The sequence below is a fragment of the Microbacterium sp. C-MGS6 genome (assembly GCF_058140415.1).
Genome location: NZ_CM176934.1, coordinates 934,948 through 961,477 on the forward strand (window position 1 = coordinate 934,948; position 26,530 = coordinate 961,477).

Below are 26,530 nucleotides of genomic sequence, written 5' to 3' on the forward strand. Positions count from 1 at the left end.
GGTGCCGGTATGTGCCGAAACATCGTGCCTCTGAACAACCTCGAGCCCGCAGCCACGGATGAGGAGTGCCAGGAGGCCGCGCTCCAGTTCGTCCGCAAGATCTCCGGGACGACGGCGCCTTCGCGCGCGAACCGCGAGGTGTTCGATCGCGCGGTGGCCGAGATCGCCGTGGCCACGCGGCGGCTGCTCGACGATCTCGTGACCTCGGCACCGCCCAAGAACCGCGAGGAGCAGGCGGCGAAGAGGCGGGCGCGATCGGCGGAGCGCTACGAGGCGATCCGGGTCTATCAGGAGGAGAAGCGGGCGGCGCGCGCGGGCTGACGCGCTGCGGGCCGGGGGTGGAGCCCTGTGCCAGAATCGACGTACCCCGCTCGACTTTCCCTGCGGCCCGGTGATGAAGGCACCGAGCTCGCACCGCCGAATCCCCCCGGCAGGGAATCTCCCCAAGGAGAGCTGTACATGGCTGAGGTCCCCCCTCGCATCCTCGTCGTCGACGACGACCACGACGTCGCCCTGCTCGTCAAGACCGTCCTGGAACGGCGTGCAGGCTGCGTCGTCGATCTCGCGGACGACGGCCGATCGGCGCTCGAGAAGGCCGCGGCGGTGAAACCCGACGTCGTCGTGACCGACATCGAGATGCCGGGGCTCAGCGGCCTGGAGCTGCTCGCGGAACTGCGGCGCCTCATGCCGACCGTGCCGGTCGTCGTGATGACCGCGCACGTCTCGGTCGAGTACGCCGTGTCGGCGCTCCGGGCGCAGGCCGACGAGTTCCTCACCAAGCCGCTCGACAACGCCCGACTCGTGGAGTCGGTCGCCCGGCTCGTCGAGGAGTCCCGGCGCCGGAAGGCGGAGGCGAAGACCGGCGAGGTCGTCCTCGCGATCGGGGCGCACCCGGACGACGTCGAGATCGGCGTCGGCGGCATCCTCGCGGCGCACGCGGCCGCCGGCGATCAGATCACGATCCTCACGCTCTCCCGCGGAGCGCGCGGCGGTGACGCGGACAGTCGCCAGCATGAGTCGCTCGCCGCGGCCGAGCAGGTGGGGGCGCGCCTGTTCGTCAAAGACCTCATCGACACCGAGATCTCGGGCGGAGGATCGACCGTCCGCCTCATCGAGGAGGTCGTGCAGGAGATCCAGCCGACCATCGTCTACACGCACTCGCACCACGACCGCCACCAGGATCACCGCGCGGTGAACGAGGCGACGATCGTCGCGACCCGCCGCGTCGGCACGGTCGCCTGCTACCAGAGCCCTTCCGCGACCATCGACTACCGGCCCACGCGCTTCGTCCGCATCGACCGCTTCCTGGATGACAAGCTGCGGCTGCTGGAGTGCTTCCAGTCCCAGACCGCGGCGAACCGGGAGTATCTCGCGCCGGAGTTCGTCACCGCCACCGCACGCTACTGGTCGCGGTTCGGCGGCGGCGAGGCGGTCGAGCCGCTGGAGGTCGTGCGCGAGACCGCCGAGTTCATCGGCGCCCATGAACTGAGTCGACGGGAGAGCTGATGACGAAGCGCGTACTGGTCACCGGAGCCGGAGGCCCCGCCGGCGTCGCCGTGATCCGCTCCCTGCTGCGACGGCCCGATCTGACGGTCTTCGCGGCCGACATGGACGGATGGGCGAGCGGCATCTACCTCGTGCCACCGGCGCAACGCCGTCTGGTTCCCCCGGGGCGTGACGAGGACTTCGTGCCGGCGATCGCGCGGATGGTCGCGGAGGACGGTCTCGACCTCGTGATCTCGACCGTCGACGTGGAGCTGATCGCCCTCGCGGACCGCCGCGACGAGCTGGCCCCCGCGGTCCTCGCCGCGCCGCCCGCCGACACGCTGCACACGGCCCTCGACAAGCTCGCCCTCGCGGAGCGCTGCGCGCCGACCGGTCGCGTGCCGCGCACCGTGCTCGCCGGGCCGGATGCCGCGGAAGTCGCGTGGGAGTTCCCGGTGTTCGCCAAGCCCCGCCAGGGTGCGGGCAGTCGCGGTGTGCGCCTCGTCCCGGACGCCGAGGCGCTCGCCGCCCTCCCCACCGATGAGGGGCTGATCGTGCAGGACTTCCTCCCGGGCGAGGAGTACTCGGTCGATGTGATCGCCGACGCGTCCGGCGGTGTGGTCGCGGCGGTCCCGCGCACCCGCGCCCGTGTGGACTCGGGGGTCGCCATCGCCGGTCGCACCCTCCGCGATCCCGAGCTCGAGGAGACCGCCGCCGCCATCGCGCGGGCGATCGGCCTCGTGGGCGTCGCCAACGTGCAGCTCCGTCGCGACCGGGACGGGCGGGCCGTGCTGCTCGAGGTCAACCCGCGCTTCCCCGGGGCGCTCCCGCTGACGATCGCCGCCGGAGTCGACATCCCGTCGCTCGTCGCCGACCTCTTCCTCGGCCGGGAGATCCCGGTGCAGGTGCCCTTCCGCGAGGTCGCATCGGTGCGCTTCCTGGAGGACGTGATCGTCGAGGTCGACGACGTGCTCGTGTCGGCGCACGCCGGTCACCAGGAGGAACTGTGAGCCATCCCGCCCTGCGCGGAGACCACCACGTCCACTCCACGTTCTCCGATGACGCGGTCTCCACGCTGGAGGAGAACGTCGCCGCCGCTGCGGCCGTCGGTCTCGAGACGGTCCGCCTCGTCGACCACGTACGGCAGAGCACGACCTGGGTGCCGGAGTACCTCGCCGCGGTCCGTCGGCTGCGCGTTCCGGACGGACTCACGGTGCTCACGGGCGTCGAGGCGAAGATCCTCGACGCCTCGGGGGAACTCGACATCCCGGTGCTGCCTGAGGGCATCGACCGGATCCTCATCGCCGACCATCAGTTCCCCGGCGTGGACGGGCCGCTCGGTCCCACCGCCGTCCGCGAGCGCATCGCCGCGGGGTGGGCGCCGGTCGACGTCCTCGACCAGTTCACGGACGCGGTCATCGCGACCATGCGACGCCATCCGGGCAACCAGCTCGCGCACTGCTTCTCGATCCTGCCGAAGATCGGTCTCGCGGAGGAGGAGCTCGGAGCCGAGCGCCTCGAGGCCTGGGCTCGCGCCGCCGCGGAGACGGATACCCTCGTCGAGGTCAACGAGAAGTGGGTGTGCCCCGGCGCGGAGGCGCTGACCGCGCTGGAGCGCGCGGGTGCCGGGATCGTCGCGTCCACCGACAGCCACGTGGCCGCAGACGTCGGCCGGTACTCCCGCATCCTCCCGCTGCTCGACGGGACGGAAGGACGCTGATGCCCGAGCTGACCTGGATCGAGACGGTCGTCGTCGTCATCCTCCTCCTCTGCGTGCTGATCGGCACGCTCCCGGTCGTCAACACCGGGCTGCAGTTCCTCATGCTGCCGCTGCACGCCTTCCGCAATCACTACGGCAAGGCCGCGCCGTACCACCCGAACGTGGCCGTGGTCATCCCGGCGTGGAACGAGGGCCTGGTCATCGGCCCCGCGATCGAGCGGCTGCTCCAGCTCGAGTACCCCGCCGAGCGCCTCCGCGTCTTCGTCGTCGACGACGCATCCACGGACGACACCCCGGCGATCGTGCAGCAGAAGGCGGCGACCTACCCGGGACGGGTCGTGCACCTGCGGCGCGAGAAGGGTGGCGAGGGCAAGGCGCACACGCTGAACCACGGCCTCGACGTCGTGCTCGCCGACCCGTGGACCGAAGCGGTGCTCATCATGGACGCCGACGTGATCTTCGCGCGGGACTCCCTGCGCAAGCTCACCCGGCACCTCGCGGACGAAGAGGTCGGGGCCGTCACGGCCTACATCGCGGAGGGCAGCAGGGACCGCAACTACCTCACCCGGTTCATCGCGATCGAGTACGTCATCGGCCAGCTCTCGGCACGGCGCACGCAGAACGTCGGGGGAGCGATCGCCTGCCTCGCCGGGGGCGCCCAGCTGCATTCCCGCGCGAACCTCGAGGCGATCGGCGGTCGCATCCCGACGGGCACGCTCGCCGAGGACACCATGACGACCTTCGAGAGTCAGCTCCACGGCCGCCGGATGGTGTTCGAGCCGCACGCCGTGGTGCTCGCCGAGGAGCCGCGGACGATCGACAGTCTCTGGAAGCAGCGGCTGCGCTGGGCGCGCGGCAACGTGCAGCTCACCTCGATCTACAAGAAGCTCTGGTTCCGTCCGAGTCGCGACCACAACCTGGGCAGCATCCCCTTCGGGCTGGCCTGGTTCACGATCCTGCTGATGCCGGCGCTCCTGCTCCTCGCCGCCACCGCGATGATCGTCCTCCTGCTCCTGCACAGCGACGTCGCGGAGTTCGTGTTCCGGTTCATGTGGATCGCCGCGGCGGCCATCTACATCTTCTCGATGCTCTACTCCGTCCAGCTCGATCCGCGCATCGGGCGGCAGTCCTGGCGCGAGGCGATCATGTTCCCGGGGCTCGGGGCGCTGATCCTCATGGCCCTGGCGCTGTTCCCCTGGGCCCTGGACGGCCTGATCGGCGCGGCCGGGCAGGAGTCGACGGAGCAGACGCGTGTGCTGTGGCTGCTGGCGTTCGCCCTCTGGGGGCCGGTGTCGATGCTCGGCATCTGGCTCGCGCGGGCGGTCGAGCCGCTTCCGGCCGGACGCTTCTTCGCGGGCCTGCTGCTCTACGTCTGCGGCTACGGATCACTGCTGTGCGCGATCACCGCCGACTCGTACCTCAAGGAGTGGCGTCGCGCGGATGCCTCCTGGATCAAGACCGAGAAGATCGGACGGGTCGACTCATGACCGACGCACCATCGCACAACGCCGAGGTGGAGGAGATCGCGGCCGACGCCCGGAAGGAGCGCCGCCTCATCCCGCAGGCGCTCATCTCCCTCGCCGTCGTGGTCGTGATCGTCGTCGTCCGAGAGATGCTCCTGCGATGACCGGACGGCCGCTCGCCCTGGTCGTCGAGGACGCTCCGGATCAGGCGACCCTCCTGGGGCGGTACCTCGATCGGGAGGGCTTCGACGTGTTCGTCGCGCCCGATGCGGAGTCTGCCATCGCCGCCTTCCCGGACATCGACCCCCAGGTCGCCGTCCTGGACCTGCTGCTCCCCGGCATCTCCGGTCAGGCGTGCTGCCGGCTGATCCACGAACGCTACCCGGAGTGCTTCCTCATCGTCAGCTCGGTGCTGGACGTCGCGGAGTATCCACCGGCTGACGCCGCGCTGCCGAAGCCCATCACGGGGGCGGACCTGCATCGGGCCGTGGAGCGGGTGCCGCGATGAGGGCCACGCCGCTGGAGCGTGCCGAGAACCGCTGGTACCGGGTCGTCGACAACCCGAGCCCGATCGTCAAGCAGGTCCCGACTCTCGTCGCCGCCGCGATCGCGGGCGTGATGACCTGGGCCATCCCCAGCCTGCCGTTCACCGATGTGGCCCTCGCGCTGACCGGCCTCGCGGTCGTGCTCGTCGCGACGCTCCACGCCGGGGTGCTCAGCGCGCTGCACATCCGCGAGGGCTGGATCGTGCTGCTGGTGCCGATGGTCGACATCCTGGGACTGGGCCTCTTCCGTGCAGGGACGGGAGGCGCGGCCTCGCTCTTCGGATCGCTCGTGCTGCTCCCGGTGATCTGGATCGCGGCGGCGCCGGGGATCCGCTGGGTCTTCGTCGTCGGCGCGTTCACGTCGTTCGCGCTGCTGATCCCCTACGTCGTCGAACCGCCGACGAACGCGGTGGTGTGGCTCCGCGGCGTCGTCGGTCCGCTCGTCTTCGCGGCCGTCGCGGCCGTGGTGAACGAGCTCTCCCGGCAGCAGCGGCTGCGGGTGCAGCAGGCGGAGGAACTGGTCACGGAGCGGACCAAGGCGCTGTCCGAGAACGTCTCGATGATCGTGCAGCTTCGTCAGAAGGAGCACGAGTACCGCGTGCTGCTCGACTCGTTCGAGGGCCTGTGGGCGTCGATCACCGCGCAGGCCGTGATCGGCACCGATCGCGAGGGGCGCGTCACGGCGTGGAACCCCGGGGCCGTCCGCCTGCTCGGGCTCTCCCACGATGAGGCTCTCGACGACGTGCGCGTCGACCGCTTCTTCTCGCCGTCGGCGCTGAAGATGCTCGCCGAGGACACCGCGTCGCGCGAAGACGTCTCGGGGGTGCCGGCGGGGCAGGGCGGGGCGCCCGACCGCGCAGGAGTGCCGGACGGGCTCCGCGAGCTCTTCGCCCACGCGGACGCCGGCCATACCGTCGACGGCGACATCGAGGTGAGGACCGCGGGTGGCACGACGGTGCCGGCGCGGGTGACCGTCACCCCGCACAAGGATCCGTCCGGCGCGCAGCAGGGCTACCTGTTCGTGCTCACGGACGAGACCAGAGCCGTCGAGGTCGCGCGCATGAAGGACGAGTTCGTGGGGATGATCTCCCATGAGCTCCGGACGCCGCTGAGTGCGATCATCGGCTTCCTCGACCTGTTGCAGAACGACCCCGGTCAGCCCCTGACCGAGGACCAGCAGGAGTTCGTCGGCATCATCGAGCGCAACGCGAAGCGCCTGCTGAACCTCGTCGGCGATCTGCTCTTCACGGCGCAGGTGGAATCGGGGCGCTTTCCCCTGGAGCGGGACGAGGCCGACATCGCGGACCTCGTGCGCTCGGCGGTCGCCTCGGCGGGGCCGCATGCGCAGCGCGAGGGGATCGAACTGGAGCTGCAGGTCGGTGACGAGCCGATCCCGCTGCTGGTCGATCCCGGACGCCTCGGGCAGGCGGTGGACAACCTCCTCTCGAACGCCATCAAGTTCACCCCGCGCGGGGGGCGAGTGACGGCCGCCGTGCGTCGCCTCGACGGCGGGGTGCAGGTCGCCATCGCCGACACCGGGGTCGGGATCCCGCAGGACGAGCAGCGCATGCTCTTCACCCGGTTCTTCCGCGCCTCGACGGCCACGCGCAACGCCGTCCCGGGGGTGGGGCTGGGTCTCACGATCACGCGCGCGATCGTGCTGGCCCACGGCGGATCGATGGACGTGACCAGCGAGGAGGGCGTGGGCACCGAGTTCCGGTTCGTGCTCCCGGCGGCTCCCAAGACCGAGGTGCTGCAGACCCTCAGTCGCGCGGACTGACACATCGGTGGGGGAGCGGTACGGTGGGCGTCATGACCGCCACCTTCACTGCTTCGCTGGATGACCACGGGCACCTGGTCATTCCCGGCGAGTTGCGCGCGCGGCAGCGTTGGAACGAGGGCGTCACTCTGCTGATGATCGAGGAGGACCGCGGCGGCGTCGTCCTCCTCGCACGGGAGCAGGCGCGGACACTTGTCCGTGCGCAGCTCACCGGTGCCAGTCTGGCGAACGCGCTCCACGATGAGCGTCGAGCGGCCGCAGCGCAGGAAGACGCGGCTTGACGGGCCCGGAAGGCTCGTCCCGGTGGTCGCGAAGCCGCGCGGACTGATAGCCTGGTCGGCTCGCTGTCCGCGGGCGGAAGGACGGCCACGCCCGTGGGGTACATCGACGCATCCGGGATCTCACTGACGCTTCCCGACGGCAGACCGCTTCTCGACGAGGTGTCGTTCCGGGTCGGGGCGGGCTCGACCAGCGCTCTGATCGGGCCGAACGGGGCGGGGAAGACGACGCTGCTGCGGATCATCCGCGGCGAGCAGCCGGCCGACGACGGGGTGGTGACCATCGACGGCGGACTCGGCGTCATGGACCAGTTCGTCGGGCACGGCGAGCCGGGCCAGACCGTGCACGAGCTGCTCGTGCGGGTGGCCCCCACGCGTCTCCGTGCGGCGGCGGAGGCGCTGGAGGCCGCGGAGAACGCGCTCATCGACCGCGACGAGCACGACACCCAGATGGCCTACGCCTCCGCCATCGCCGAGTACGCGGACGCCGGCGGATACGAGCACGAGACCGTGTGGGATCAGTGCACCGTGGCAGCGCTCGGCGTGCCGTTCGAGCGGGCACGGTACCGCGAGCTCACCTCCCTCTCCGGCGGAGAGCAGAAACGGCTCGCCCTGGAGGCGCTGCTCCGTGGCCCCGATGAGGTGCTCCTGCTCGACGAGCCGGACAACTACCTCGACGTGCCGACCAAGCGGTGGCTCGAGGAGCGGCTGCGCGCCACGGACAAGACCGTGCTGCTGGTGTCGCACGACCGCGAGCTCCTCGCCAGAGCCGCCGATCGGCTGATCACGCTGGAACCCGGTGCGGCGGGGTCGACCGCCTGGGTGCACGGCGGGAGCTTCGCGACCTACCATCAGGCGCGCGCCGATCGGATGGACCGGCTCGACGAGCTGCGCCGGCGGTGGGACGAGCAGCATGAGAAGCTCCGCATCCTGGTGGCGAACCTCAAGGTCAAGGCGTCCGCGAACGACGGCTTCGCGTCCCGGTATCAGGCGGCGCAGACGCGACTGCGGAAGTTCGAGGAGGCGGGCCCGCCCGAGGAGCGGCCCCCGGCGCAGGAGTTCGACATGCGCCTCCGCGGGGCCAGGACCGGGAAGCGGGCGGTCGTGGCTGACCGACTCGAGCTGACCGGTCTCATGCGGCCCTTCGACACCGAGATCTGGTACGGCGACCGGGTGGGCGTGCTCGGGTCGAACGGCTCAGGCAAATCGCACTTCCTGCGACTGCTGGCCCGCGGTGGCACCGACCCGGATCCGTCCCTGGGACATGTGACCGCGGTCGCGGAGGACCTCCGCCCCGTCGAGCACTCCGGACGCGCGGTGCTGGGCGCCCGCGTGGTGCCGGGGCTCTTCGCGCAGACCCACGCGCACCCGGAGTTCGTCGGCCGCACGCTGCTGGAGATCCTGCATCGGGGGGACGACCTCCGCGACGGCATGCCCCGGGACGCGGCGAGCTCGGCCCTGGACAGGTACGGCCTCGTCCGCCAGGCCCAGCAGGCGTTCGAGTCGCTCTCCGGCGGACAGCAGGCGCGGTTCCAGGTGCTCCTGCTCGAGTTGTCCGGCGCGACCCTCCTCCTCCTCGACGAGCCCACCGACAACCTCGACCTGGAGTCGGCCGAGGCGCTGGAGGAGGCGCTCGGACGCTTCGAGGGCACCGTGGTCGCGGTCACCCACGACCGATGGTTCGCTCGCTCCTTCGACCGGTTCCTCGTGTTCGGCACGGACGGCGAGGTCTACGAATCCGACGAGCCGGTCTGGGACGAGCGGCGGGTGGCGCGTGCGCGCTGACCGCCGCAGAGGCCGCCGGGCGGCGGGTAGGCTGGACGGGTGACCATGGAGATCGAGCTCGGCCGAGGAAAGCGCGCGCGTCGCGCGTACACGTTCGACGACATCGCGGTGGTGCCCTCGCGGCGCACGCGGAACCCCGAGGACGTGTCCACCGCATGGACGATCGACGCCTTCGGCTTCGAGATCCCGGTGCTCGGGGCGCCGATGGACTCGGTCGTCAGCCCGCGCACCGCGATCATGCTCGGGCAGCTCGGCGGCCTGGGGGTGCTCGACCTCGAGGGGCTCTGGACCCGGTACGAGGACCCGGAGCCGCTCCTCGCCGAGATCGCCGGCCTCGCGGAGGACCGCGCGACCGTGCGCATGCAGGAGCTCTACTCGGAGCCCATCAAGCCCGAGCTCATCACCCGCCGACTCGCCGAGATCCGCGAAGCCGGCGTCACCGTCGCCGGCTCCCTCACCCCGCAGCGCACGCAGGAGTTCTACGACACCGTCGCCGCGGCCGGCGTCGACCTGTTCGTCATCCGGGGCACGACCGTCTCCGCCGAGCACGTGTCGAGCGTGGCCGAGCCGCTGAACCTCAAGAAGTTCATCTACGACCTCGACGTGCCGGTGATCGTGGGCGGAGCCGCGACCTACACGGCGGCCCTGCACCTCATGCGCACCGGTGCCGCCGGCGTGCTCGTGGGCTTCGGCGGCGGCGCGGCGTCCACCACCCGGGCCACCCTCGGCATCCACGCGCCCATGGCCACCGCGGTGTCCGATGTGGCCGCGGCTCGCCGTGACTACCTCGACGAGTCCGGCGGGCGCTATGTCCACGTGATCGCCGACGGCGGCGTCGGCACCTCCGGCGACATCGTGAAGGCGCTCGCCATGGGCGCAGACGCCGTCATGCTCGGGGTCGCCCTGGCTCGCGCGACGGACGCTCCCGGCCAGGGATTCCACTGGGGCCCCGAGGCGCACCACCCGAAGCTGCCCCGCGGACGACGCGTCGAGGTCGGCGGGATCGGCACGCTGGAGGAGATCCTCTACGGTCCGGCGCCGGTCGCCGACGGCACCGCGAACCTCATCGGCGCGCTGCGCAAGTCGATGGCCACCACCGGGTACTCCGATCTCAAGGAGTTCCAGCGGGTGGAGGTCGTGCTGGCCCCGTACGAGGCCTGAGGTCTCCGCATCACCGTGACCGCACCTGCCCCCTTCCCGCCGACCCTTCGTGAGGTCATGCTGCGGGGACGCTGGATCGCGATGCTGCTGCTGTGCCTCGTCGTCGCCGGGGTGTTCGCCTGGCTCGGCCAATGGCAGCTGGAGCGGGCGATCGAGACAGATCCACCGGCGCCGGGGGCGACCGAGCAGGTCCGGCCGCTGGACGAGGTCGTGCAGCCGGGGGAGTACCTCCCCGAGCCCCTCGTCGGGCAGCGCGTGGAGACGGAGGGCGTCTGGGTCCCCGGGGACTTCCTCGTCGTGGGCAGCCGCTTCAACGACGGCGCCGAGGGGTACTGGGTCACCGGACAGCTCCGGGTCGACGAGCGCGTCTCGCTGGCGGTCGCCATCGGCTGGGCGCCGGATCGCGAGGCCGCCGACGCCGCCGTGGAGCGTCTGGAAGCCGAGGCGGACGGCGGCGTGGTCGAGGTCGCCGGTCGCGTCATCTCGGATGAGGGTCCGTCGGTGCCTCCGCGCTCCGATCCGGAGCAGATGGACCGGATGTCCCCGGCCGCTCTATTGAGCCGCTGGCACGACATCGAGCAGCTCGACGTCTACCGTCCGTATCTCGCCTCCACGACCGCCACGGCAGGGCTCGACGACATCGCCTCGCCCGCGCCGGAGGAGCAGTCCCCGGTCAACTGGCTCAACGTCTTCTATGCCGCCGAGTGGGTCATCTTCGCGGGCTTCGCGTTCTACCTCTGGTACCGCCTGGCGAAGGACGCCTGGGAGCGCGAGGTGGAGGAGTTCGAGGACGCCGAGGGGTCAGCGGCCGTCTGACGACCACTGCGCATCCGCGCGACGGGCGCTGCGCTTCTGCGCGTCCAGACGGCTCCGTGTGAACCTTCGTCAGGGGGCGTCGCGGCCATTCGGTGAGCGCTGGATGACCAATGGGAAAACTCCGTTGAGGATGTCCGAACCGCTCCGTATGCTCGCTCCATGTGCGCACGCTGGGAGTTCCCGATGTGTGCGATGACAGCGTCCTGAGCAGCGCCGGAACACGATCGAGGAGACAGCACCGATGATGTCCGCTCCTGAGCACGGGGAGACCCTGACCCCCGTCTCGCACCGCAGAATCCGAGGGCGCGTGGGCGCTCTCGCCGCGACGTGCGTCGCCGCCCTGAGCCTCGGCTCGCTGGTGGCCGCGCCCGCATCGGCGAACACCGAGGGCACCGGGGTGGTGATCAACGAGGCCTATCTGTCCGGCGGCAGCGCCGGGGCGGCGTTCACGAACAAGTTCGTGGAGCTCTACAACCCGACGACGGCGCCCGTCACGCTCGACGGCATGTCCCTGCAGTACCGCTCCGCGGCCGGGACCGGCGCCTTCAACGGCGTCGCACCGCTGAAGGGGACGATCCCGGCGGGCGGCTACTTCCTCGTGCAGGCGAACAGCAACGGCACCAACGGCGCCGCGCTGCCCACTCCCGACGCCACCACGACGCTGAGCCCGAGCGGCACCAACGGCACCCTGGCGCTCGTCGAGGGCACCGCGGCGGTGACCCTCACCCCCGGCTCGACCGTCGGCGTGGACGGGGTGATCGACCTCCTCGGCTACGGCACCTCGAACACCTTCGAGACGGCGGCGGCCACCGCCCCCACCAGCAACACCGACGTCCGGTCGCTGAATCGCACGGACGGTGCGGACGCGGACGACAACAAGGCCGACTTCGCACTGTCGGCGACCATCACCCCGCAGAACTCCGGCGGCACGGATCCCGGCACCGACCCGGGCGAGGAGCCGGGGACGGAGCCGAAGGCCGCCACCATCGCGGAGGTCCAGGGCACCGGCGACGTCTCGCCGCTCGCCGGACAGCGCGTCCGCGTCGAGGGCGTCGTCACGGCGGACCACCGGACCGGCGGCTACAAGGGCATCGTGATCCAGACGCAGGGCTCGGGCGGCGAGACCGACGCGACCCCGGGCGCCTCGGACGGCGTGTTCGTGTTCCTGAACGCGCTCGCGCCCACGCTCGAGATCGGCGACCTCGTCTCGGTGGCCGGCACGGTGAGCGAGTACTACGGTCAGACCCAGATCGCCCCTGCCGCGGTCGCGGACGTCTCGGTGGTCACGGCCGGCGTGGGCGTGCCCGCGCTCACGCCGCTCCCCGACACCGTGCGCGGTGCCGACCGCGAGCAGTACGAGAACATGTACGTCGCCCCGACCGGCACGTACCGGCTCGCGTCGAGCCACCAGCTCTACAACTACGGGGCGCTGTGGCTGAACGCCGGCGACGACCTCAACGTCAAGAGCACCGAGACCACGCGTCCCGGGGCCGACGCCGCCGCCATCGCGGCCGAGAACCGCGCCAACCGCATCCTGCTCGACGACGCCTGGTCCATCCAGGTGACCAACAACGGCCACCCGGGCCAGCAGCCGTACTTCACGGAGGACACGGTGGTCCGCAACGGCGACACCGTCGACTTCGGGTCCAACGGCTACGTGCTCCAGTGGGGCTTCGACGACTGGCGTCTGCAGCCGGTGGTCCCGATCGACGACGCCTCCCCCGCGGAGCGCAAGGTCACCTTCGAGGCGACGAACCCGCGCCCCGCGGAGGCCCCGGAGGTGGGCGGTGATGCGCAGGTGGCGTCGTTCAACGTCTACAACTACTTCACGACGCTGAAGAGCGAGGACGCCGACGCCCGCGGCGCGGCGAACGCGGCCCAGTTCGCGATCCAGAAGTCCAAGATCGTCTCGGCCATCAACGGCCTCGACGCGGAGATCGTGGCGCTGATGGAGATCGAGAACTCGGTCAAGCTGGGCAAGCCCGTCGACACCGCCCTCAAGGACCTCGTCGCCGGCCTCAACGCCGACGCGGGCTCCGACGTGTGGGACTACGTGCGCACCCCCGAGGCTCTGCAGGACCCGGCGACCACGGACTACATCACCAACGCGATCATCTTCAAGAAGGACGCCGTGAGCACGGTGGGCGACAGCGCCACCGTCACCGACGAGTCCGTGTGGGGCAACGCCCGCGAGCCGATCGCCCAGGCGTTCGACATCGACGGCCGCGTCGTCACCGTCGTCGCCAACCACCTGAAGTCGAAGTCCCCGCCGCAGGGCGCCGGGGCCGAGCCCGCCGACGGTCAGGGATTCTTCAACGCCGACCGGGTGAAGCAGGCGCAGGCCGTCCTCGACTTCACCGACGAGCTGGCCGAGAGCAGCGGCAGCAGCGACATGCTGCTGATCGGCGACTTCAACGCCTACGGGCAGGAAGACCCGATCGACGTCTTCACCTCGCAGGGGTGGAGCGACGTCGCCGCCGACAAGGCCGCAGGTCAGTACACCTACACGTTCGACGGCGAGCTCGGCTCGCTCGACCACGTGATCGCCTCGCCCTCGCTCGTCCCGTCGATCACGGGCGCCGGTGTGTGGGGAATCAACTCCCCCGAGTGGAGCGACCGCGGCTATGCGTTCGGCGCCGCCGAGGAGGGCACCCCCTACCGGTCCAGCGATCACGACCCGATCCTCGTCGGCGTCTCCTCGGAGATCCCGCCGGTGAGCATCGACGTGGTGACGGTGAACGACTTCCACGGCCGTATCGAGGCTGACGGGGCGGCGGCGGGAGCTGCCGTGCTCGCCGGCGCGGTGCAGCAGTTCCGTGCGGCGAACCCGAACACGATCTTCGCCGGAGCCGGCGACCTGATCGGGGCGTCGACGTTCACCTCGTTCATCAACGACGACAACCCCACGATCGACGCGCTCAACGCCGCCGGTCTGGACGTGAGCGCGGCGGGCAACCACGAGTTCGACCAGGGCTGGGAAGACCTGCGCGACCGGGTGCAGGAGCGCGCGGACTGGGAGTACATCTCCTCGAACGTCTTCCTCACCGAGACCGGTGAGCCCGCGTTGGCCCCGGCCTGGGTCAAGGAGCTCGACGGCGTGCGCGTCGGATTCGTGGGCGCCGTCACGGAAGACCTCGACTCGCTCGTCTCGCCCGAGGGCATCGCTGATCTCGAGGTGCGCAGCATCGTCGACTCCGTGAACGCCGTGGCCGACGACCTGCGCGACGGGGACCCCGCCAACGGCGAGGCGGACGTGGTGATCCTGCTCGTGCACGAAGGCGCGGAGAGCACCGCGCTGTCCGCGATCACCGAGGACTCGCCGCTGGGCGAGATCGTCTACGGGGTCGACGACGACGTGGACGCGATCGTCTCGGCGCACACGCACCTCGCCTACAACCACGTCATCGATGGCCGGCCGGTCGTCTCGGCGGGGCAGTACGGCGAGAACCTCGGCCTCATGAACATCCAGGTCGACCCGAAGACGAAGGAGCTGCTCTCGATCACCAACGAGATCAAGCCCCTCACGGCTGCGGGCAAGCCGCTGTACCCGGCGGTGCCGGAGGTGCAGGCGATCGTCGACAAGGCGAAGGCGGAGGCCGACGTGCTGGGCGCCGTGAAGGTCGGCGACATCACCGCCGACTTCAACCGTGCGCGGCAGACCAACGGCTCGGAGAACCGCGGTGGCGAGTCCACCATCGGCAACTTCGTCGCCGACGTGCAGAAGTGGTCCACGGGTGCGGACATCGCTCTTATGAACCCGGGCGGCATCCGTGCCAACCTGACCTACGCGTCGAGCAACGCCGACGATCCGAACGGCAACGTCACCTACCGGGAGGCGGCGACCGTCCAGCCGTTCGCCAACACGCTGGTCACGCTGACCCTCACCGGCACGCAGCTGAAGGGCGTGCTGGAGGAGCAGTGGCAGCCGGCCGGATCGGCGCGACCGTTCCTCAAGCTCGGCGTCTCCGAGGGGCTGGTCTACACCTACGACCCGACGGCGGCCGCGGGTTCGCGGATCACCTCGATCACGCTGAACGGCACTGCGATCGACCCGAACGGGGAGTACACGGTGGCGGCGAACTCCTTCCTCGCTGCGGGCGGCGACAACTTCGCCACCTTCAAGGAGGGCGCGGGCAAGCGGGACACCGGCAAGATCGACCTGCAGTCCATGGTCGACTGGTTCGACGCGAACAAGACGGCCTCGCCCGACCTCGCCCAGCGTGCGGTCGGCGTGACGGTCAGCCCGGCAGACGCCGACGGCTACCGCGCGGGCGACCAGGTGACCGTCTCCCTCTCCTCGCTGGCCTTCAGCGGGGGCGAGGCGGCTCCGGGAGCCGTCACCCTGTCGCTCGGTGACACGCAGCTCGCGGCTGGCACGATCGACCCGACCATCGTGGACACCACGGACGAGGGCGGGCGCGCCACCCTCACCTTCACGGTGCCGTCCGGGGTGTTCGGCGAGCAGCAGCTCACGGTCGAGGTCCCGGCGACGGGCACCACGGTGCAGGTGCCGTTCACGATCGCCGGCGAGGAGGAGTTCGCGGGGACCATCGCGCTCGGCTCCTCGAAGGTGGCCGCGGGCAAGAAGCTCGCGATCACCGGCGAGGGCTACCAACCCGGCGAGACCGTGACGGTGGAGCTCCGCCCGAAGAAGGGCCAGGGCGTCGAGGTCGGCACGGTGCAGGTCCGTCAGGACGGCACGTTCAGCACCTCGGTGACGGTGCCGAAGAACGCCCAGCCCGGGAAGTACACCGTCGCGGTGGCGCAGGCGGACGGGGACGAGGCTACGGCCACCGTGACCGTCAACCGGGCCGGCGGTATCGGCGGGATCATCAAGGACATCGTCGACTGGCTGTGGGACCTCCTGACCGGATGGTTCTGACGCCGATCGGCGGATGACGTGGCGGAGGCCGTCGGGGCGACCCGGCGGCCTCCGTCGTTTCCGCGGGGTCGGGGTGGCGCGCCCCGCCGACTAGACTGGGGGCATGCCCGAACCGAAAGTCGCCAGCTTTCCGGCGATCCGCGGTGCGCTGAAGTTCTACCAGATCGCGTCGATCATCACGGGAGTCATGCTGCTCCTGCTGCTCGCCGAGATGGTGCTGAAGTACACGCCGATCCACCTCGAGCTCTTCGCCGGAGGGTCGGGCGGCCCGCTCTGGTTCGCCGGCGTCATCGCCGGACCGGACTGCCAGTGGTGGTCGCTGTTCGCGCCGTGGACGAACTCCTGCGAGATGACCTCCCTCGGGGACGGCTTCAACATCTCGCTGTTCATCCTCGTCGCCCACGGCTGGTTCTACGTCGTCTACCTCTTCGCGTGCTTCCGCATGTGGAGTCTGATGCGCTGGCGGTTCCCGCGGTTCATCCTGCTCGCGCTCGGCGGCGTCGTGCCGCTGCTGTCGTTCTTCATGGAGGCGGTCGTCGCCCGTGAAGTCAAGACCTATCTCGCCACCAGGGAGGCCGCCGAGGCCTCCGCGATCGCCCCGGAAGGTGTCCGTTGACCGAACAGTCCGAGACCCAGCAGCGCCCCGCGCTCGTCGTCGACTTCGGCGCCCAGTACGCGCAACTCATCGCCCGCCGCGTGCGCGAGGCCGGGGTCTACAGCGAGATCGTGCCGCACACCGCCACCGCGGAGGAGATCGCCGCGAAGAACCCCGTCGCCATCATCCTCTCCGGTGGTCCGTCCTCGGTGTACGAGGAGGGTGCACCGAAGCTCGACCCGTCGGTCTTCGACCTCGGCGTCCCCACGCTCGGCATCTGCTACGGCTTCCAGTACATGGCGCAGACCCTCGGCGGCGAGGTCGCGCACACCGGCCTCCGTGAGTACGGCGCGACCGATGCCGTCATCTCCGGTGACGGGGGCACGCTGCTCAGCGGGCAGCCGACCGAGCAGAACGTGTGGATGAGTCACGGTGACCAGGTCGCGAAGGCCCCGGAGGGCTTCGAGGTGCTCGCGACGACGGAGGCCACGAAGGTCGCCGCCTTCGCGAACGAGGAGCGCGGTTTCTACGGCGTGCAGTGGCACCCCGAGGTCAAGCACTCCGACCACGGTCAGCATGTGCTCGAGAACTTCCTCCACAAGGGTGCCGGTCTGGCATCCGACTGGAACCCCGACAACGTGATCGCCGAGCAGGTCGAGCGTATCCGCGAGCAGGTCGGCGACGCCCGGGTCATCTCGGCGCTGTCCGGCGGCGTGGACTCCGCCGTATCGACCGCCCTCGTGCACAAGGCCATCGGCGACCAGCTCACCGCGGTCTTCGTCGACCACGGCCTCCTCCGCAAGGGCGAGCGCGAGCAGGTCGAGAAGGACTACGTCGAGTCCACCGGCGTGCGGCTCATCACGGTCGACGCCGCCGAGACCTTCCTCGGTCACCTCCAGGGTGTGACCGACCCGGAGGAGAAGCGCAAGATCATCGGGCGCGAGTTCATCCGGGCGTTCGAGAAGGTGCAGCTCGACCTCGTCGAGGAGGCGAAGGCCGACGGCGGCGCCCCGGTGAAGTTCCTCGTGCAGGGCACGCTCTACCCGGACGTCGTGGAGTCGGGTGGCGGTGCGGGCACCGCCAACATCAAGTCGCACCACAACGTGGGCGGGCTGCCGGACGACCTCGACTTCGAGCTCATCGAGCCGCTGCGGGCCCTCTTCAAGGACGAGGTCCGCGCGATCGGTCGCGAGCTCGGCATCCCCGAGGCGATCGTCGGCCGCCAGCCGTTTCCGGGGCCCGGCCTCGGCATCCGGATCATCGGTGAGGTCACCGCTGACCGTCTCGAGATTCTGCGTGAGGCCGACGCCATCGCCCGCGAGGAGCTGACCAAGGCCGGCCTCGATCAGGAGATCTGGCAGTGCCCCGTCGTGCTCCTCGCCGACGTGCGCTCGGTGGGCGTGCAGGGGGACGGCCGCACCTACGGGCACCCGATCGTGCTGCGTCCGGTCTCCAGCGAGGACGCCATGACGGCCGACTGGACGCGCCTGCCGTACGACGTGCTGTCGAAGATCTCGAACCGGATCACGAACGGCGTCCGTGACGTCAACCGCGTCGTGCTCGACGTCACGTCGAAGCCGCCGGGGACGATCGAGTGGGAGTAGGGGGCACGATGCCCCCGGTCTCGGCGCCCGCCCTCCCGGACGCCGAGTACCTGGTGCTGTCCAGCCGCCTGATCCCGGGGCTGGACGGCGGGTACACGATCGCCACGCTCGCGCGCGCCCGGCTGTTGGCCGCCGCAGGGGCGGGGGAGGGCGCGGGTCCGCAGCTGCTGACCTTCGACCCGGGGACGGCGGCCGAGCACGCCGAGCACCGTCGCGTGTTCACCGAGCGCGGCGCGCTCACCGCCCGCGATCGCCTGCGGAACCTCTTCGACGAGGCGGTCGCGCCGGAGGGCGGAGCCGCCTCCTGGCTGCGAGACGCGGCCGACGCTGCGGTGGCGGCCGACCCCGACGTGGAGTACCGGGTGCTCGCGGACCCCGAGGGGCGCCCCTTCGCGGCGCTCCCGGTGATCCCGGGCAACCCCGACTGGCACCTGACGGATGAACCGGTGCTGGTGTACGACGGCGCCGGCGGGGTCGTCGGTGCGCTGCACGGTTTCCGCGGACTCTACGGTGCCTGGCTCGGGCACGTCACCGCGGCGGTGGGGGACCGTCCGATCGTCGTGATCTGCGAGTCCCGCCAGCTCGGTGAGCTGATCGCCGATTGGGTCGACCCGCGCGTCCGCATCCTGCACCCCATCCACACCATGCACGTGGAGGCGCCCTACACGCCCGACGCGACCCTCAACACGCTCTGGACTCGCTGGTTCCGGCTGGCCGACCGCTTCGACGCGGTCATCTGGCCGACGGCCACGCAGCGGGACGACGTCGTGGCGCGGTTCGGTGAGGCCGCCAACCATGTCGTGGTGCCGAACCCCATCGCGCCGGTCGAGCGCCGTGACGACCTGCGCGAGGAGGGCCTCGTGGTCGTGCTGGGGCGGCTCGCGGCCGGCAAGCGCATCGACCATTCCATCCGTGCCTTCATCGAGGCGGACGTGCCGGGCTCCCGGATGGAGATCTGGGGCACGGGAGCAGAGCAGGAGCGGCTGGCGGCACTGATCGCCGAGCTCGACGCCGCGGACCGCGTGCGTCTCTGCGGCTACACCGCGGATCCGGCCACCGTGCTCGATAGGGCATCCGTGCTCGTCACCTCCACGGCGTTCGAAGGGCAGCCGCTGGGCATCGTCGAGGCCCTCCTGCACGGCACGCCCGTGGTGTCCTACGACGTGCGGTACGGCATCCGCGATGTTCTCAGTGCGGGCGGCGGGGTCCTCGTCCCCGCGGGCGACGTGAAGGCGCTGGGGGAGGCGCTCCGGGAGCTGCTGACCGACCAGGACCGTCTGGCGGCGCTGCGTGCCGAGGCGCCGGCCGTCGCGGCGGCGTGGAGTCCCGAGCGCTCGATGGAGGCGCTGGCCACGACCATCGCCGCCGTCGTGCAGGCTCCGTCCCGGCGCCGCTGAACGCGACCGTCGCGACCGCCGGGAGGTCGCGAGCGGCCCCCCGGCGGTCGATGGCGTCATCGCGTGCGGCGCCTGTGTGCGGCCACGACCGTGGTGACGGCGCCGGCGGCCAGTAGCAGGCCGCCCAGGACCAGAGCGACGATGGGGGCGTCGCCACCCGTCGCCGCGAGATCACCGCGCTCGCCACGCGTGGCCCCGCCCCCGGGTGCCGTGACGCCGTCCTCACCCGCAGCGCCCGGGTTCGACGGGCTGCCGGGGTCCGTCGGTCCGGTCGGATCCGTCGGAGTCCCCGGGTCGGTCGGGTCCACCGGCTCGTCCACGGCGACAGCCACCGGCGCACTCTCGACGGCGGCGGCATCCAGCGCGGTCACCACCCAGGTCTCCGTCGCAGCGCGCGCGGCGGTGGGGGCATCGTCGGCGGGGAGGGGGAAGCGGAACGACGCCGCGCCGCCTGCCCAGACCGTGTCCACCAGCGCGCCCGGCGTGGCGACGATCTGCGCTGGATCACCGGTTCCGCGATAGATCGCATACTGGCGGGCCTCCTGCGCGTCCCCGGCTTGCCAGCGGAGCTCGCCGTCGATGACCTCGGGGGCCGCCGGGGTGGCCACCTGTCCGTCCGAGAGCCAGGGCTTGGCCGGAACGAGCGTGGGGTGGGCGAAGGCCTCGCCCTCGAGGAGCTCGATCGCGGTGTTCTTGGCCTGGTGCTTGGGCTGCTGATCAGCGGGGAGAGAGCTCAGATCGCTGGCCTTCATGTCGTTGTAGCTGAACAGGACGCTGCCCTCGATGCCGTCGAGCGTCTGGTTGTACCGGATCTGGTTCGGCACCTCCTCCGGGTTCATCCAGGCCTGCTCCCAGCCGCCGTTGTTGACGTGCTTGTAGAGCGCATGCCCCACGTAGACCTGGGTGCGACTGCCCGCTGCGACGTCGCTCCACCACTGCGCGAGCTCCCCGTAGGGGGCGGCGGCCTGATCGAAGCTCCAGTAGATCTGCGGCACGATGTAGTCGATCAGCTCGTTCTGCACCCACCCGCGGGTGTCGGCGAAGACCGCCTGGCTGTACGTCTGCGACGAGCTGGTCGGCGTGTGGGATCCGGCCGGGTCCAGCGCCTCGTGCTCCCAGATCCCGAACGGGCTGATGCCGAGCTGCACGGCGGTGCCGCGGGCCGCGTTGCCGGCATCGATCGCGTCGCCGACGAGGGTGATGAGACCCGTGATGTTGTCGCGCCGCCACGCCTCGATGCCGTCCACGGTGTCGGGGTAGCCCGCCGTGAGGCCGAACTCCTCGAAGGTCGCGCGGTCCTCGCCCTGCGCGCCGAAGAACACGTTCTGGCCGTCGACGGTGATCCGGTACGGGTAGAAGTAGTCGTCGAAGTGGATGGCGTCGACGTCGTAGTTCTCCGTGATCTCGGCGACGGTGGCCGCGACGTACGCGGGGACCTCGGGCTGGCCCGGGTCCAGGAACAGCTTCTCCTCGAACGACAGCACCCAGTCGGGGTGCTGCACGGCGAAGTTGTCGTCGGCGAGGATGCCGGCGTCGTTGAGCGCCGCGATGTACTGCGGGATCGAGAGCGCCTTCACCTCGTCCGCGGTGAGCCCGAGTGCGGTGAGGATCGCGGGAGACGTCATCTTGGTGTTGGTCACACGGTAGGGGTTCAGCCAGGCGTGGAACTCCATGCCGCGCGCGTGCGTGGCCTCCACCATGCGCTGCAGCGGGTCGTACCCGGGATCGGCGCCCTGGGTGCCGGTGAGGAACTCGGACCACGGGTTGAGCGCCGAGGGGTAGTAGGCGTCCAGCAGCGGACGCACCTGGAAGATCACGGCGTTCATGTTCCAGGAGGCGAAGTCGTCGAGCACCGTCGCGTAGCGGGCGTCGAAGTCCGCTGCATCCGTGGGCTTGCCGAAGTTCAGGTTGCCGATCGTGCCGACCCAGGCGCTGGAGAAGCGGCGGTTCTCCGGCGTCAGCGTCGTGGGGATGGCGACCTGCTCTCCGGATCCCGGATAGGTGTACACGGGCTCCGTGCTGTAGCCATAGGCGCCGGAGGTGTCCTTGACGTACCGGGTCAACGGCTCCTCGTCGGGGGCCGCTCCGGCGGTGGTGGGGAGCGCCAGCAGGAGCAGGGCGGCAGCGGCGGTGGCCGCGATGCGTCTCTTCATCGAGTCTCGTCCGATCTGGAAAACAATTTCCATTGAAAGGGTGTGAACTGAAACTCTATGCCTTCAGTGCGTCCTCGAGAAGTCAACGAAAGACGTTCCACCCCGATGTCGATCTCCGCTGTTCCCGTTCGACGTCTGTGATGAGAGGGTCGAGGAACGGCCCTTCGGAACAAGGAGAACATCATGAAGTTCATGCTCATCATGCGCGCGACCGACGACGCGGTGGCGGCCTACCAGGAGATGCCCTTCGAGCAGGTCATCGAGGCCATGGGCCGATACAACGAGTCGATGATGAAGGCGGGCGTCCTCGTCGCCGGCGAGGGCCTGACCGACGCGGCGGAGGGCTTCGTCATCGACTTCAGCGCCGAGAAGCCGCTCCTCACGGACGGCCCCTATGGGGAGACGAAGGAGCTCTTCAACGGCTTCTGGATCATCGAGGTGTCTTCGCGCGAGGAGGCCGCCGAGTGGGCGAGCCGGGCGCCGCTGGGGCCGGGGTCGTTCCTCGAGGTGCGCCGGGTGACCGGCCCCGAGGACTTCCCCGCCGACAACGAGTGGATCGAGAAGGAGGCGGGCTGGCGGGAGGAGCAGGCTCGCCGTACCGAGCAGGCGTGAGGCCGCTCCGCTGATGGACGGCTCCTCGGACCCGGGGACCACCTCGGCCGCCTCTGCGCAGGAGGCGGCCGAGCGGGCTGTCGCAGCGGTGTGGCGCATCGAGTCCGCGCGCATCGTCGGCACGCTGACGCGGATGGTCGGAGACTTCGGCCTGGCGGAGGATCTGGCGCAAGAGGCCCTTGTCGCCGCGCTGCGGCAATGGCCCGTCGAAGGGGTCCCGCGCAACGCCGCGGCGTGGCTCACGGCCGTGGCGAAGCGGAAGGCGGTGGACGGGTGGCGCCGCCGCGAGCGGCTGGACGATCGTCTCGCTCTGATCGCGCACGAGCTCGAACAGGAGCAGGCGCAGGTGCCGGACCTGCCGTGGGATCCGGACGCGGTGGACGACGACGTGCTGCGCCTCCTCTTCATCGCGTGCCACCCGGTGCTCTCGCGGGAGGCGCAGGTCGCCCTGACGTTGCGGGTCGTCGGCGGTCTGTCGACCGGGGAGATCGCCCGCGCCTTCCTCATCCCCACAGCCACGGTGCAGCAGCGGATCGTGCGCGCGAAGAAGACGCTGGCGGCCGCGCACGCGCCGTTCGAGGTGCCACCGCGGGACGAGCATCCGGCGCGGCTCGGTGCGGTCCTCGGGGTGCTCTACCTCATCTTCAACGAGGCTCACGCAGCCAGCAGCGGTCCGGAGTGGATGCGGCCGGAGCTGAGCGACGAGGCCATCCGGCTCGCCAGGGTGCTCGCCGCGCTGCAGCCTCGGGAGCCGGAGGTGCACGGCCTGCTCGCGCTCCTGGAGCTCACGGCCGCCCGCTTCCCTGCGCGTACCGACCGGAACGGGGACCCGGTGCTGCTCGCCGATCAGGACCGCGGACGCTGGGACCGCAGCCGGATCGCGCGGGGGAGAGCGGCTCTGGCGACGGCGGACGGACTCGGCCGGGGTCGCGGGGCGTACGGTCTGCAAGCAGCCATCGCCGAGTGCCATGCCGTCGCGCCGTCCGTGGAGGAGACGGACTGGGATCGCATCGTCGTGCTCTACGAGGCACTGGGCCGGCTCACCCCGTCTCCGGTGGTGGAGCTGAACCGCGCGGCCGCCGTGGCCATGGCGACCGGGCCTGCCTCCGCCCTGCGGCTGCTCGATGAGCTGAGCGCGTCCGGGGTGCTGCGCGGGTACCATCTCCTCCCGGCCACGCGCGGCGAGCTGCTGCGTCGGCTCGGCAGGGAGAGTGAGGCGCGCAGCGAGTTCGCGGTGGCCGCAGGGCTGGCCGGCAACGACCGCGAACGCCGACTCCTGGAGCGCAAGGCACGTGGAGCCGAGGGCTGACCGGCAGCGGCACGAAAAAGACCCGCCCCTCACGGATGCTCTCGCAGCCGTGAGGGACGGGCGTGGGTGACGCGGAGCGCGTCGAGTGGGGTCTGCGTCAGTCGTTGACCCGCTGGCTGCGGCCGGCGATGAGGCCGTAGATCAGCAGCACGATGATCGAACCGCCGATGGCCAGGAGCCAGGTGCCGAGGTCCCAGAACTCCGTGAGCGGACGGTTGAGGATCAGGCTGCCGAGCCAGCCGCCGAGCAGGGCGCCGACGACGCCGAGCAGCAGGGTGATGAACCATCCGCCGCCCTGCTTGCCGGGCAGGATCAGCTTCGCGATGGCTCCGGCGATGAGGCCGAGAAGAAGAAAGCCGAGAAAACTCATGGTCAGCTCCTTGGGTCAGGAGCCCCGGGGTGCCGGGGCTTCGTGGTATCCACTGTGGCGGGTCGCCGGACCGCGTGCCAACCCCTTGCGCGCACCGTCCCGGATATGGCAAAGGCCCGCCTCCGCAGGGAGACGGGCCTTTCGTGGTGCCGTATCGCGTCAGTTGTTGCCGCGGGCGATCGCGATGATCCGCAGGATCTCGACGTAGAGCCAGACGACCGTGACCATGATGCCGAAGCCGCCGAGCCAGCCGTACTTGCGCGGAGCGCCGTTGCGGACGCCCTGCTGGATCTGGTCGAAGTCGAGCACCAGCGAGTACGCCGCCATGATCACGACGAGGACGCCGATGATGAGGCCGAGCGGGATGCCCATGACCTTCATGCTCAGGAGACCGAAGGCGTTGTCGTTGATCCCGGTCCACATGAGGACGAGGTTCAGGAGCGAGAAGACCAGGTAGCCGATCATCGCGATCATGAAGATCTTGGTCGCCTTCTTCGAGGCGCGGATCTTGCCGCTGGCGAAGAGGGCGAGGGTCACGCCGACGACCGAGACGGTCGCGAGCGTCGCTTGGAAGACGATGCCGGGCCAGCGGACCTCGAAGAACGCCGAGATGCCGCCGATGAAGAGGCCCTCGAAGGCCGCGTAGGCGAAGATCAGCGCGGGGCGGACCTTCTTGCGCGAGGTGAAGGTGATCACCATCGCCAGCACGAAGCCGCCGAGCGCCCCGAGGGCCCAGGGCAGCACGTTGACGGCGGCGGGGTTGTACGGGTCGTACCGCGGCACGTCGAGGCCGCCGAGCGTCAGCACCCAGCCGACGGCGGCGGTGACGAGGAGGATGCCGAACAGGCCGGCGGTCTTCCACACGGTGTCCTCGACGGACATCCGGTCGGTCTCGAGGGCGCCGGCCGCGGGGGCGGCGTACATGCCCTCGAGCTGCGCGTTGGCGGCGGCATCCATCGCACCGTGCTGGAGCGACGCGGCCTGTGCGCCCTGCGCACCCGGGTAGGTCGCGACGTTGCGCGGGTCCTGCTGCTGGAAAGCAGGATTGTTGAAGGCGAAGTTGCTCATCAGGTGGGCCTCACTCCAAAGGGGGGTCGTAGGTCGCTTTCCTCCACGATACCCGGGCGGCGACACTCCCGGGGTGCCTTACGCTGTGAGCGTGCCCAGCAAATCCCCGCTCGTCATCGGGCATCGCGGCGCTCCCGGCTACCGCCCCGAGCACACCCGCTCGTCCTACGAGCTCGCCCTCGCGATGGGGGTCGACGCCGTCGAGCCGGATGTGGTCGCCACCAAGGACGGCGTCCTTGTCGTGCGGCACGAGAACGAGATCTCCGGCACCACCGACGTCGCCGATCACCCGGAGTTCGCCGACCGCCGGACGACGAGGCGCGTGGACGGCGCCGCGCTGACCGGCTGGTTCACCGAGGACTTCACCTGGGAGGAACTGTCCACGCTGCGGTGCCGGGAGCGGCTGCCGAAGATCCGGTCGTCCAGCGCCTCCTTCGACGGCGCGGAGCCGATCCTGCGTCTGCGCGACGTGCTCGACCTGGTGCGGGCGGCCGCGGCCGCTCAGGGGCGGGAGATCGGCGTCGTGCTCGAGGTCAAACACGCCACCCACTTCGCGAGCATCGGGCTCGACCTCGCGCCCCTCATCGCGCAGGAGCTGCGGGATGCGCGGTGGGCGGTGGGGGAGTTGCCGCTCATCGTGGAGAGCTTCGAATCGACCGTGCTCGGACAGCTCCGCGCCGCGGGCGTCGCCGCGAGCTTCGTCTACCTCGTCGAGGCGGCGGGACAGCCGTACGATCTCCTCGTCGCGGAGGGAGCAACCGCCCTGAGTTACCCGGAGACGGTGGTGCCCGAGAACCTCGACCGTCTGGTCGGGCGGGTCGACGGGATCAGCGTCGACAAGAAGATGCTCCTCGTTCCGGGGACGACGCTGGTGTCCGACGCCCATGCCCGCGGTCTGACCGTCTTCACCTGGACCTGCCGGCCGGAGAACGCCTTCCTCGCGGCGCCCCACCGCGGGCCGGGAGGCAAGAGCGCGTTCGGGCACTACGAGGCGGAGTGGGGCGTGATCGCCCGGCAGGGCGTGGACGGCGTCTTCGTCGACCACCCCGATCTCGGCGTCGCGTTCTTCCGCGGCTGACCCGCCGGGGTCAGAGCGTGCGGTCGAACGCGCCCTGACGGGTGGAGACGATCTCCTTACCGAGCGGCATGAGCGACACCGGGACCATCTTGAAGTCGGCAATGCCCATGGGGATGCCGATGATGGTGATGCACAGCGCCAGTCCCGACACGATGTGACCGAGCGCGAGCCACCATCCCGCGAGGATGACCCAGAGCACGTTCCCGAGGAACGAACCTACGCCGGCCGTCGGCTTGCTGACGACCTCGCGGCCGAAGGGCCAGATGGCGTAGGCGGCGATGCGGAACGACGCGATGGCCCACGGGATCGTGATGATCGGGATGCACAGCAGCAGGCCGGCCAGCACGTAGCCGAGGAAGAGCGCCCAGCCCGCGAGGATGACCCAGATGATGTTGAGGATCGTGCGCATACTGCGATTGTGTCACCCGC

The 26,530-nt window shown here is 70.5% G+C and carries 23 protein-coding genes; 19 read left to right on the forward strand and 4 right to left on the reverse strand.

What is annotated here, in order from left to right; translation table 11 throughout:
* Positions 1–9 precede the first annotated feature (9 nt).
* From AC3B5L_RS04595 to AC3B5L_RS04670, 16 genes are all read left to right on the forward strand, one after another.
* A complete protein-coding gene (locus tag AC3B5L_RS04595) occupies positions 10–321 on the forward strand; it encodes a DUF2277 domain-containing protein (protein ID WP_259954242.1) in 312 nt (103 codons plus the stop codon).
* A gap of 138 nt (positions 322–459) precedes the next feature.
* On the forward strand, positions 460–1,506 hold the full coding sequence (locus tag AC3B5L_RS04600; protein WP_259954244.1) for a response regulator: 1,047 nt from the start codon (positions 460–462) through the stop codon (positions 1,504–1,506).
* A complete protein-coding gene (locus AC3B5L_RS04605) occupies positions 1,506–2,495 on the forward strand; it encodes an ATP-grasp domain-containing protein (RefSeq protein WP_187663431.1) in 990 nt (329 codons plus the stop codon). Before AC3B5L_RS04600 ends, AC3B5L_RS04605 begins: the two co-directional genes overlap by 1 nt.
* Positions 2,492–3,205: a PHP domain-containing protein gene (locus tag AC3B5L_RS04610; RefSeq protein WP_268777188.1), complete on the forward strand. Its 714-nt coding sequence runs from the start codon at positions 2,492–2,494 to the stop codon at positions 3,203–3,205. The genes AC3B5L_RS04605 and AC3B5L_RS04610 overlap by 4 nt, the downstream gene beginning before the upstream one ends.
* A complete protein-coding gene (locus AC3B5L_RS04615) occupies positions 3,205–4,692 on the forward strand; it encodes a glycosyltransferase family 2 protein (RefSeq protein WP_268777187.1) in 1,488 nt (495 codons plus the stop codon). The genes AC3B5L_RS04610 and AC3B5L_RS04615 overlap by 1 nt, the downstream gene beginning before the upstream one ends.
* A complete protein-coding gene (locus AC3B5L_RS04620) occupies positions 4,689–4,832 on the forward strand; it encodes a hypothetical protein (protein WP_490096230.1) in 144 nt (47 codons plus the stop codon). The genes AC3B5L_RS04615 and AC3B5L_RS04620 overlap by 4 nt, the downstream gene beginning before the upstream one ends.
* Positions 4,829–5,176, forward strand: a complete 348-nt coding sequence (locus AC3B5L_RS04625; protein WP_025103741.1) for a response regulator — start codon at positions 4,829–4,831, stop codon at positions 5,174–5,176. The genes AC3B5L_RS04620 and AC3B5L_RS04625 overlap by 4 nt, the downstream gene beginning before the upstream one ends.
* Positions 5,173–6,993, forward strand: coding sequence for a sensor histidine kinase (locus AC3B5L_RS04630; protein ID WP_187663435.1), 1,821 nt, complete (start codon positions 5,173–5,175; stop codon positions 6,991–6,993). The genes AC3B5L_RS04625 and AC3B5L_RS04630 overlap by 4 nt, the downstream gene beginning before the upstream one ends.
* A 32-nt stretch (positions 6,994–7,025) precedes the next feature.
* A complete protein-coding gene (locus tag AC3B5L_RS04635) occupies positions 7,026–7,274 on the forward strand; it encodes an AbrB/MazE/SpoVT family DNA-binding domain-containing protein (protein WP_259954249.1) in 249 nt (82 codons plus the stop codon).
* Positions 7,275–7,367: 93 nt separating this feature from the next.
* Complete coding sequence (locus AC3B5L_RS04640; protein ID WP_268777185.1) at positions 7,368–9,056, forward strand: ABC-F family ATP-binding cassette domain-containing protein; 1,689 nt, start codon at positions 7,368–7,370, stop codon at positions 9,054–9,056.
* Between the two features lie 45 nt (positions 9,057–9,101).
* Entirely contained in the window at positions 9,102–10,217 is a 1,116-nt protein-coding gene (locus tag AC3B5L_RS04645) for a GuaB3 family IMP dehydrogenase-related protein (RefSeq protein ID WP_025103746.1), read from the forward strand.
* 57 nt (positions 10,218–10,274) lie between these two features.
* Complete coding sequence (locus AC3B5L_RS04650) at positions 10,275–11,033, forward strand: SURF1 family protein (protein WP_187664106.1); 759 nt, start codon at positions 10,275–10,277, stop codon at positions 11,031–11,033.
* A gap of 241 nt (positions 11,034–11,274) precedes the next feature.
* A complete protein-coding gene (locus AC3B5L_RS04655) occupies positions 11,275–15,915 on the forward strand; it encodes an ExeM/NucH family extracellular endonuclease (protein WP_313362765.1) in 4,641 nt (1,546 codons plus the stop codon).
* A 103-nt stretch (positions 15,916–16,018) separates the two neighbouring features.
* The gene (locus tag AC3B5L_RS04660) at positions 16,019–16,531 is read left to right on the forward strand and encodes a DUF3817 domain-containing protein (protein ID WP_060922041.1); all 513 of its coding nucleotides are present in this window, start codon (positions 16,019–16,021) and stop codon (positions 16,529–16,531) included.
* The gene (guaA, locus tag AC3B5L_RS04665; protein ID WP_490096231.1) at positions 16,528–18,114 is read left to right on the forward strand and encodes a glutamine-hydrolyzing GMP synthase; all 1,587 of its coding nucleotides are present in this window, start codon (positions 16,528–16,530) and stop codon (positions 18,112–18,114) included. Before AC3B5L_RS04660 ends, guaA begins: the two co-directional genes overlap by 4 nt.
* A gap of 8 nt (positions 18,115–18,122) precedes the next feature.
* Complete coding sequence (locus AC3B5L_RS04670) at positions 18,123–19,511, forward strand: glycosyltransferase (RefSeq protein ID WP_490096232.1); 1,389 nt, start codon at positions 18,123–18,125, stop codon at positions 19,509–19,511.
* Positions 19,512–19,567: 56 nt separating this feature from the next.
* Here AC3B5L_RS04670 and AC3B5L_RS04675 read toward each other — a convergent pair whose 3' ends face one another.
* Positions 19,568–21,664 carry a glycoside hydrolase family 10-like protein gene (locus AC3B5L_RS04675; protein ID WP_490096233.1) on the reverse strand — a complete coding sequence of 699 codons (2,097 nt, stop codon included), beginning with the start codon at positions 21,662–21,664 and terminating at the stop codon, positions 19,568–19,570.
* Positions 21,665–21,847: 183 nt separating this feature from the next.
* On the opposite strand from AC3B5L_RS04675, the gene AC3B5L_RS04680 reads away from it, so the two are divergent.
* The gene (locus AC3B5L_RS04680) at positions 21,848–22,276 is read left to right on the forward strand and encodes a YciI family protein (protein ID WP_259954256.1); all 429 of its coding nucleotides are present in this window, start codon (positions 21,848–21,850) and stop codon (positions 22,274–22,276) included.
* Between the two features lie 13 nt (positions 22,277–22,289).
* Entirely contained in the window at positions 22,290–23,585 is a 1,296-nt protein-coding gene (locus AC3B5L_RS04685) for an RNA polymerase sigma factor (protein WP_259954257.1), read from the forward strand.
* Positions 23,586–23,682: 97 nt separating this feature from the next.
* Here the strand turns inward: AC3B5L_RS04685 and AC3B5L_RS04690 are convergent, their stop codons facing one another.
* Together AC3B5L_RS04690 and AC3B5L_RS04695 are read right to left on the reverse strand one after the other, a co-directional pair.
* Positions 23,683–23,955 carry a GlsB/YeaQ/YmgE family stress response membrane protein gene (locus AC3B5L_RS04690; RefSeq protein ID WP_187663444.1) on the reverse strand — a complete coding sequence of 91 codons (273 nt, stop codon included), beginning with the start codon at positions 23,953–23,955 and terminating at the stop codon, positions 23,683–23,685.
* A gap of 159 nt (positions 23,956–24,114) precedes the next feature.
* Positions 24,115–25,023 carry a Bax inhibitor-1/YccA family protein gene (locus tag AC3B5L_RS04695; RefSeq protein WP_490096234.1) on the reverse strand — a complete coding sequence of 303 codons (909 nt, stop codon included), beginning with the start codon at positions 25,021–25,023 and terminating at the stop codon, positions 24,115–24,117.
* A gap of 91 nt (positions 25,024–25,114) precedes the next feature.
* Here AC3B5L_RS04695 and AC3B5L_RS04700 point away from each other — a divergent pair, with 91 nt between their 5' ends.
* Positions 25,115–26,101 (forward strand): glycerophosphodiester phosphodiesterase family protein, encoded by a 987-nt coding sequence (locus AC3B5L_RS04700; RefSeq protein ID WP_259954259.1) that lies wholly within the window; start codon positions 25,115–25,117, stop codon positions 26,099–26,101.
* A 10-nt stretch (positions 26,102–26,111) separates the two neighbouring features.
* Here AC3B5L_RS04700 and AC3B5L_RS04705 read toward each other — a convergent pair whose 3' ends face one another.
* A complete protein-coding gene (locus tag AC3B5L_RS04705) occupies positions 26,112–26,510 on the reverse strand; it encodes a YccF domain-containing protein (RefSeq protein ID WP_060922036.1) in 399 nt (132 codons plus the stop codon).
* Between the last annotated feature and the right edge of the window lie 20 nt (positions 26,511–26,530).

Coding starts and splice junctions, on each gene's coding strand:
- AC3B5L_RS04650 (WP_187664106.1), top strand. CDS start 10,275: ATGCTGCGGGGACGCTGGATCGCGATGCTGCTGCTGTGCCTCGTCGTC.
- AC3B5L_RS04615 (WP_268777187.1), top strand. CDS start 3,205: ATGCCCGAGCTGACCTGGATCGAGACGGTCGTCGTCGTCATCCTCCTC.
- AC3B5L_RS04685 (WP_259954257.1), top strand. CDS start 22,290: ATGGACGGCTCCTCGGACCCGGGGACCACCTCGGCCGCCTCTGCGCAG.
- AC3B5L_RS04695 (WP_490096234.1), bottom strand. CDS start 25,023: ATGAGCAACTTCGCCTTCAACAATCCTGCTTTCCAGCAGCAGGACCCG.
- AC3B5L_RS04635 (WP_259954249.1), top strand. CDS start 7,026: ATGACCGCCACCTTCACTGCTTCGCTGGATGACCACGGGCACCTGGTC.
- AC3B5L_RS04690 (WP_187663444.1), bottom strand. CDS start 23,955: ATGAGTTTTCTCGGCTTTCTTCTTCTCGGCCTCATCGCCGGAGCCATC.
- AC3B5L_RS04620 (WP_490096230.1), top strand. CDS start 4,689: ATGACCGACGCACCATCGCACAACGCCGAGGTGGAGGAGATCGCGGCC.
- AC3B5L_RS04630 (WP_187663435.1), top strand. CDS start 5,173: ATGAGGGCCACGCCGCTGGAGCGTGCCGAGAACCGCTGGTACCGGGTC.
- AC3B5L_RS04600 (WP_259954244.1), top strand. CDS start 460: ATGGCTGAGGTCCCCCCTCGCATCCTCGTCGTCGACGACGACCACGAC.
- AC3B5L_RS04680 (WP_259954256.1), top strand. CDS start 21,848: ATGAAGTTCATGCTCATCATGCGCGCGACCGACGACGCGGTGGCGGCC.
- AC3B5L_RS04655 (WP_313362765.1), top strand. CDS start 11,275: ATGATGTCCGCTCCTGAGCACGGGGAGACCCTGACCCCCGTCTCGCAC.
- AC3B5L_RS04705 (WP_060922036.1), bottom strand. CDS start 26,510: ATGCGCACGATCCTCAACATCATCTGGGTCATCCTCGCGGGCTGGGCG.
- AC3B5L_RS04645 (WP_025103746.1), top strand. CDS start 9,102: ATGGAGATCGAGCTCGGCCGAGGAAAGCGCGCGCGTCGCGCGTACACG.
- AC3B5L_RS04675 (WP_490096233.1), bottom strand. CDS start 21,664: ATGAAGAGACGCATCGCGGCCACCGCCGCTGCCGCCCTGCTCCTGCTG.
- AC3B5L_RS04605 (WP_187663431.1), top strand. CDS start 1,506: ATGACGAAGCGCGTACTGGTCACCGGAGCCGGAGGCCCCGCCGGCGTC.
- AC3B5L_RS04660 (WP_060922041.1), top strand. CDS start 16,019: ATGCCCGAACCGAAAGTCGCCAGCTTTCCGGCGATCCGCGGTGCGCTG.
- AC3B5L_RS04670 (WP_490096232.1), top strand. CDS start 18,123: ATGCCCCCGGTCTCGGCGCCCGCCCTCCCGGACGCCGAGTACCTGGTG.
- AC3B5L_RS04595 (WP_259954242.1), top strand. CDS start 10: ATGTGCCGAAACATCGTGCCTCTGAACAACCTCGAGCCCGCAGCCACG.
- AC3B5L_RS04625 (WP_025103741.1), top strand. CDS start 4,829: ATGACCGGACGGCCGCTCGCCCTGGTCGTCGAGGACGCTCCGGATCAG.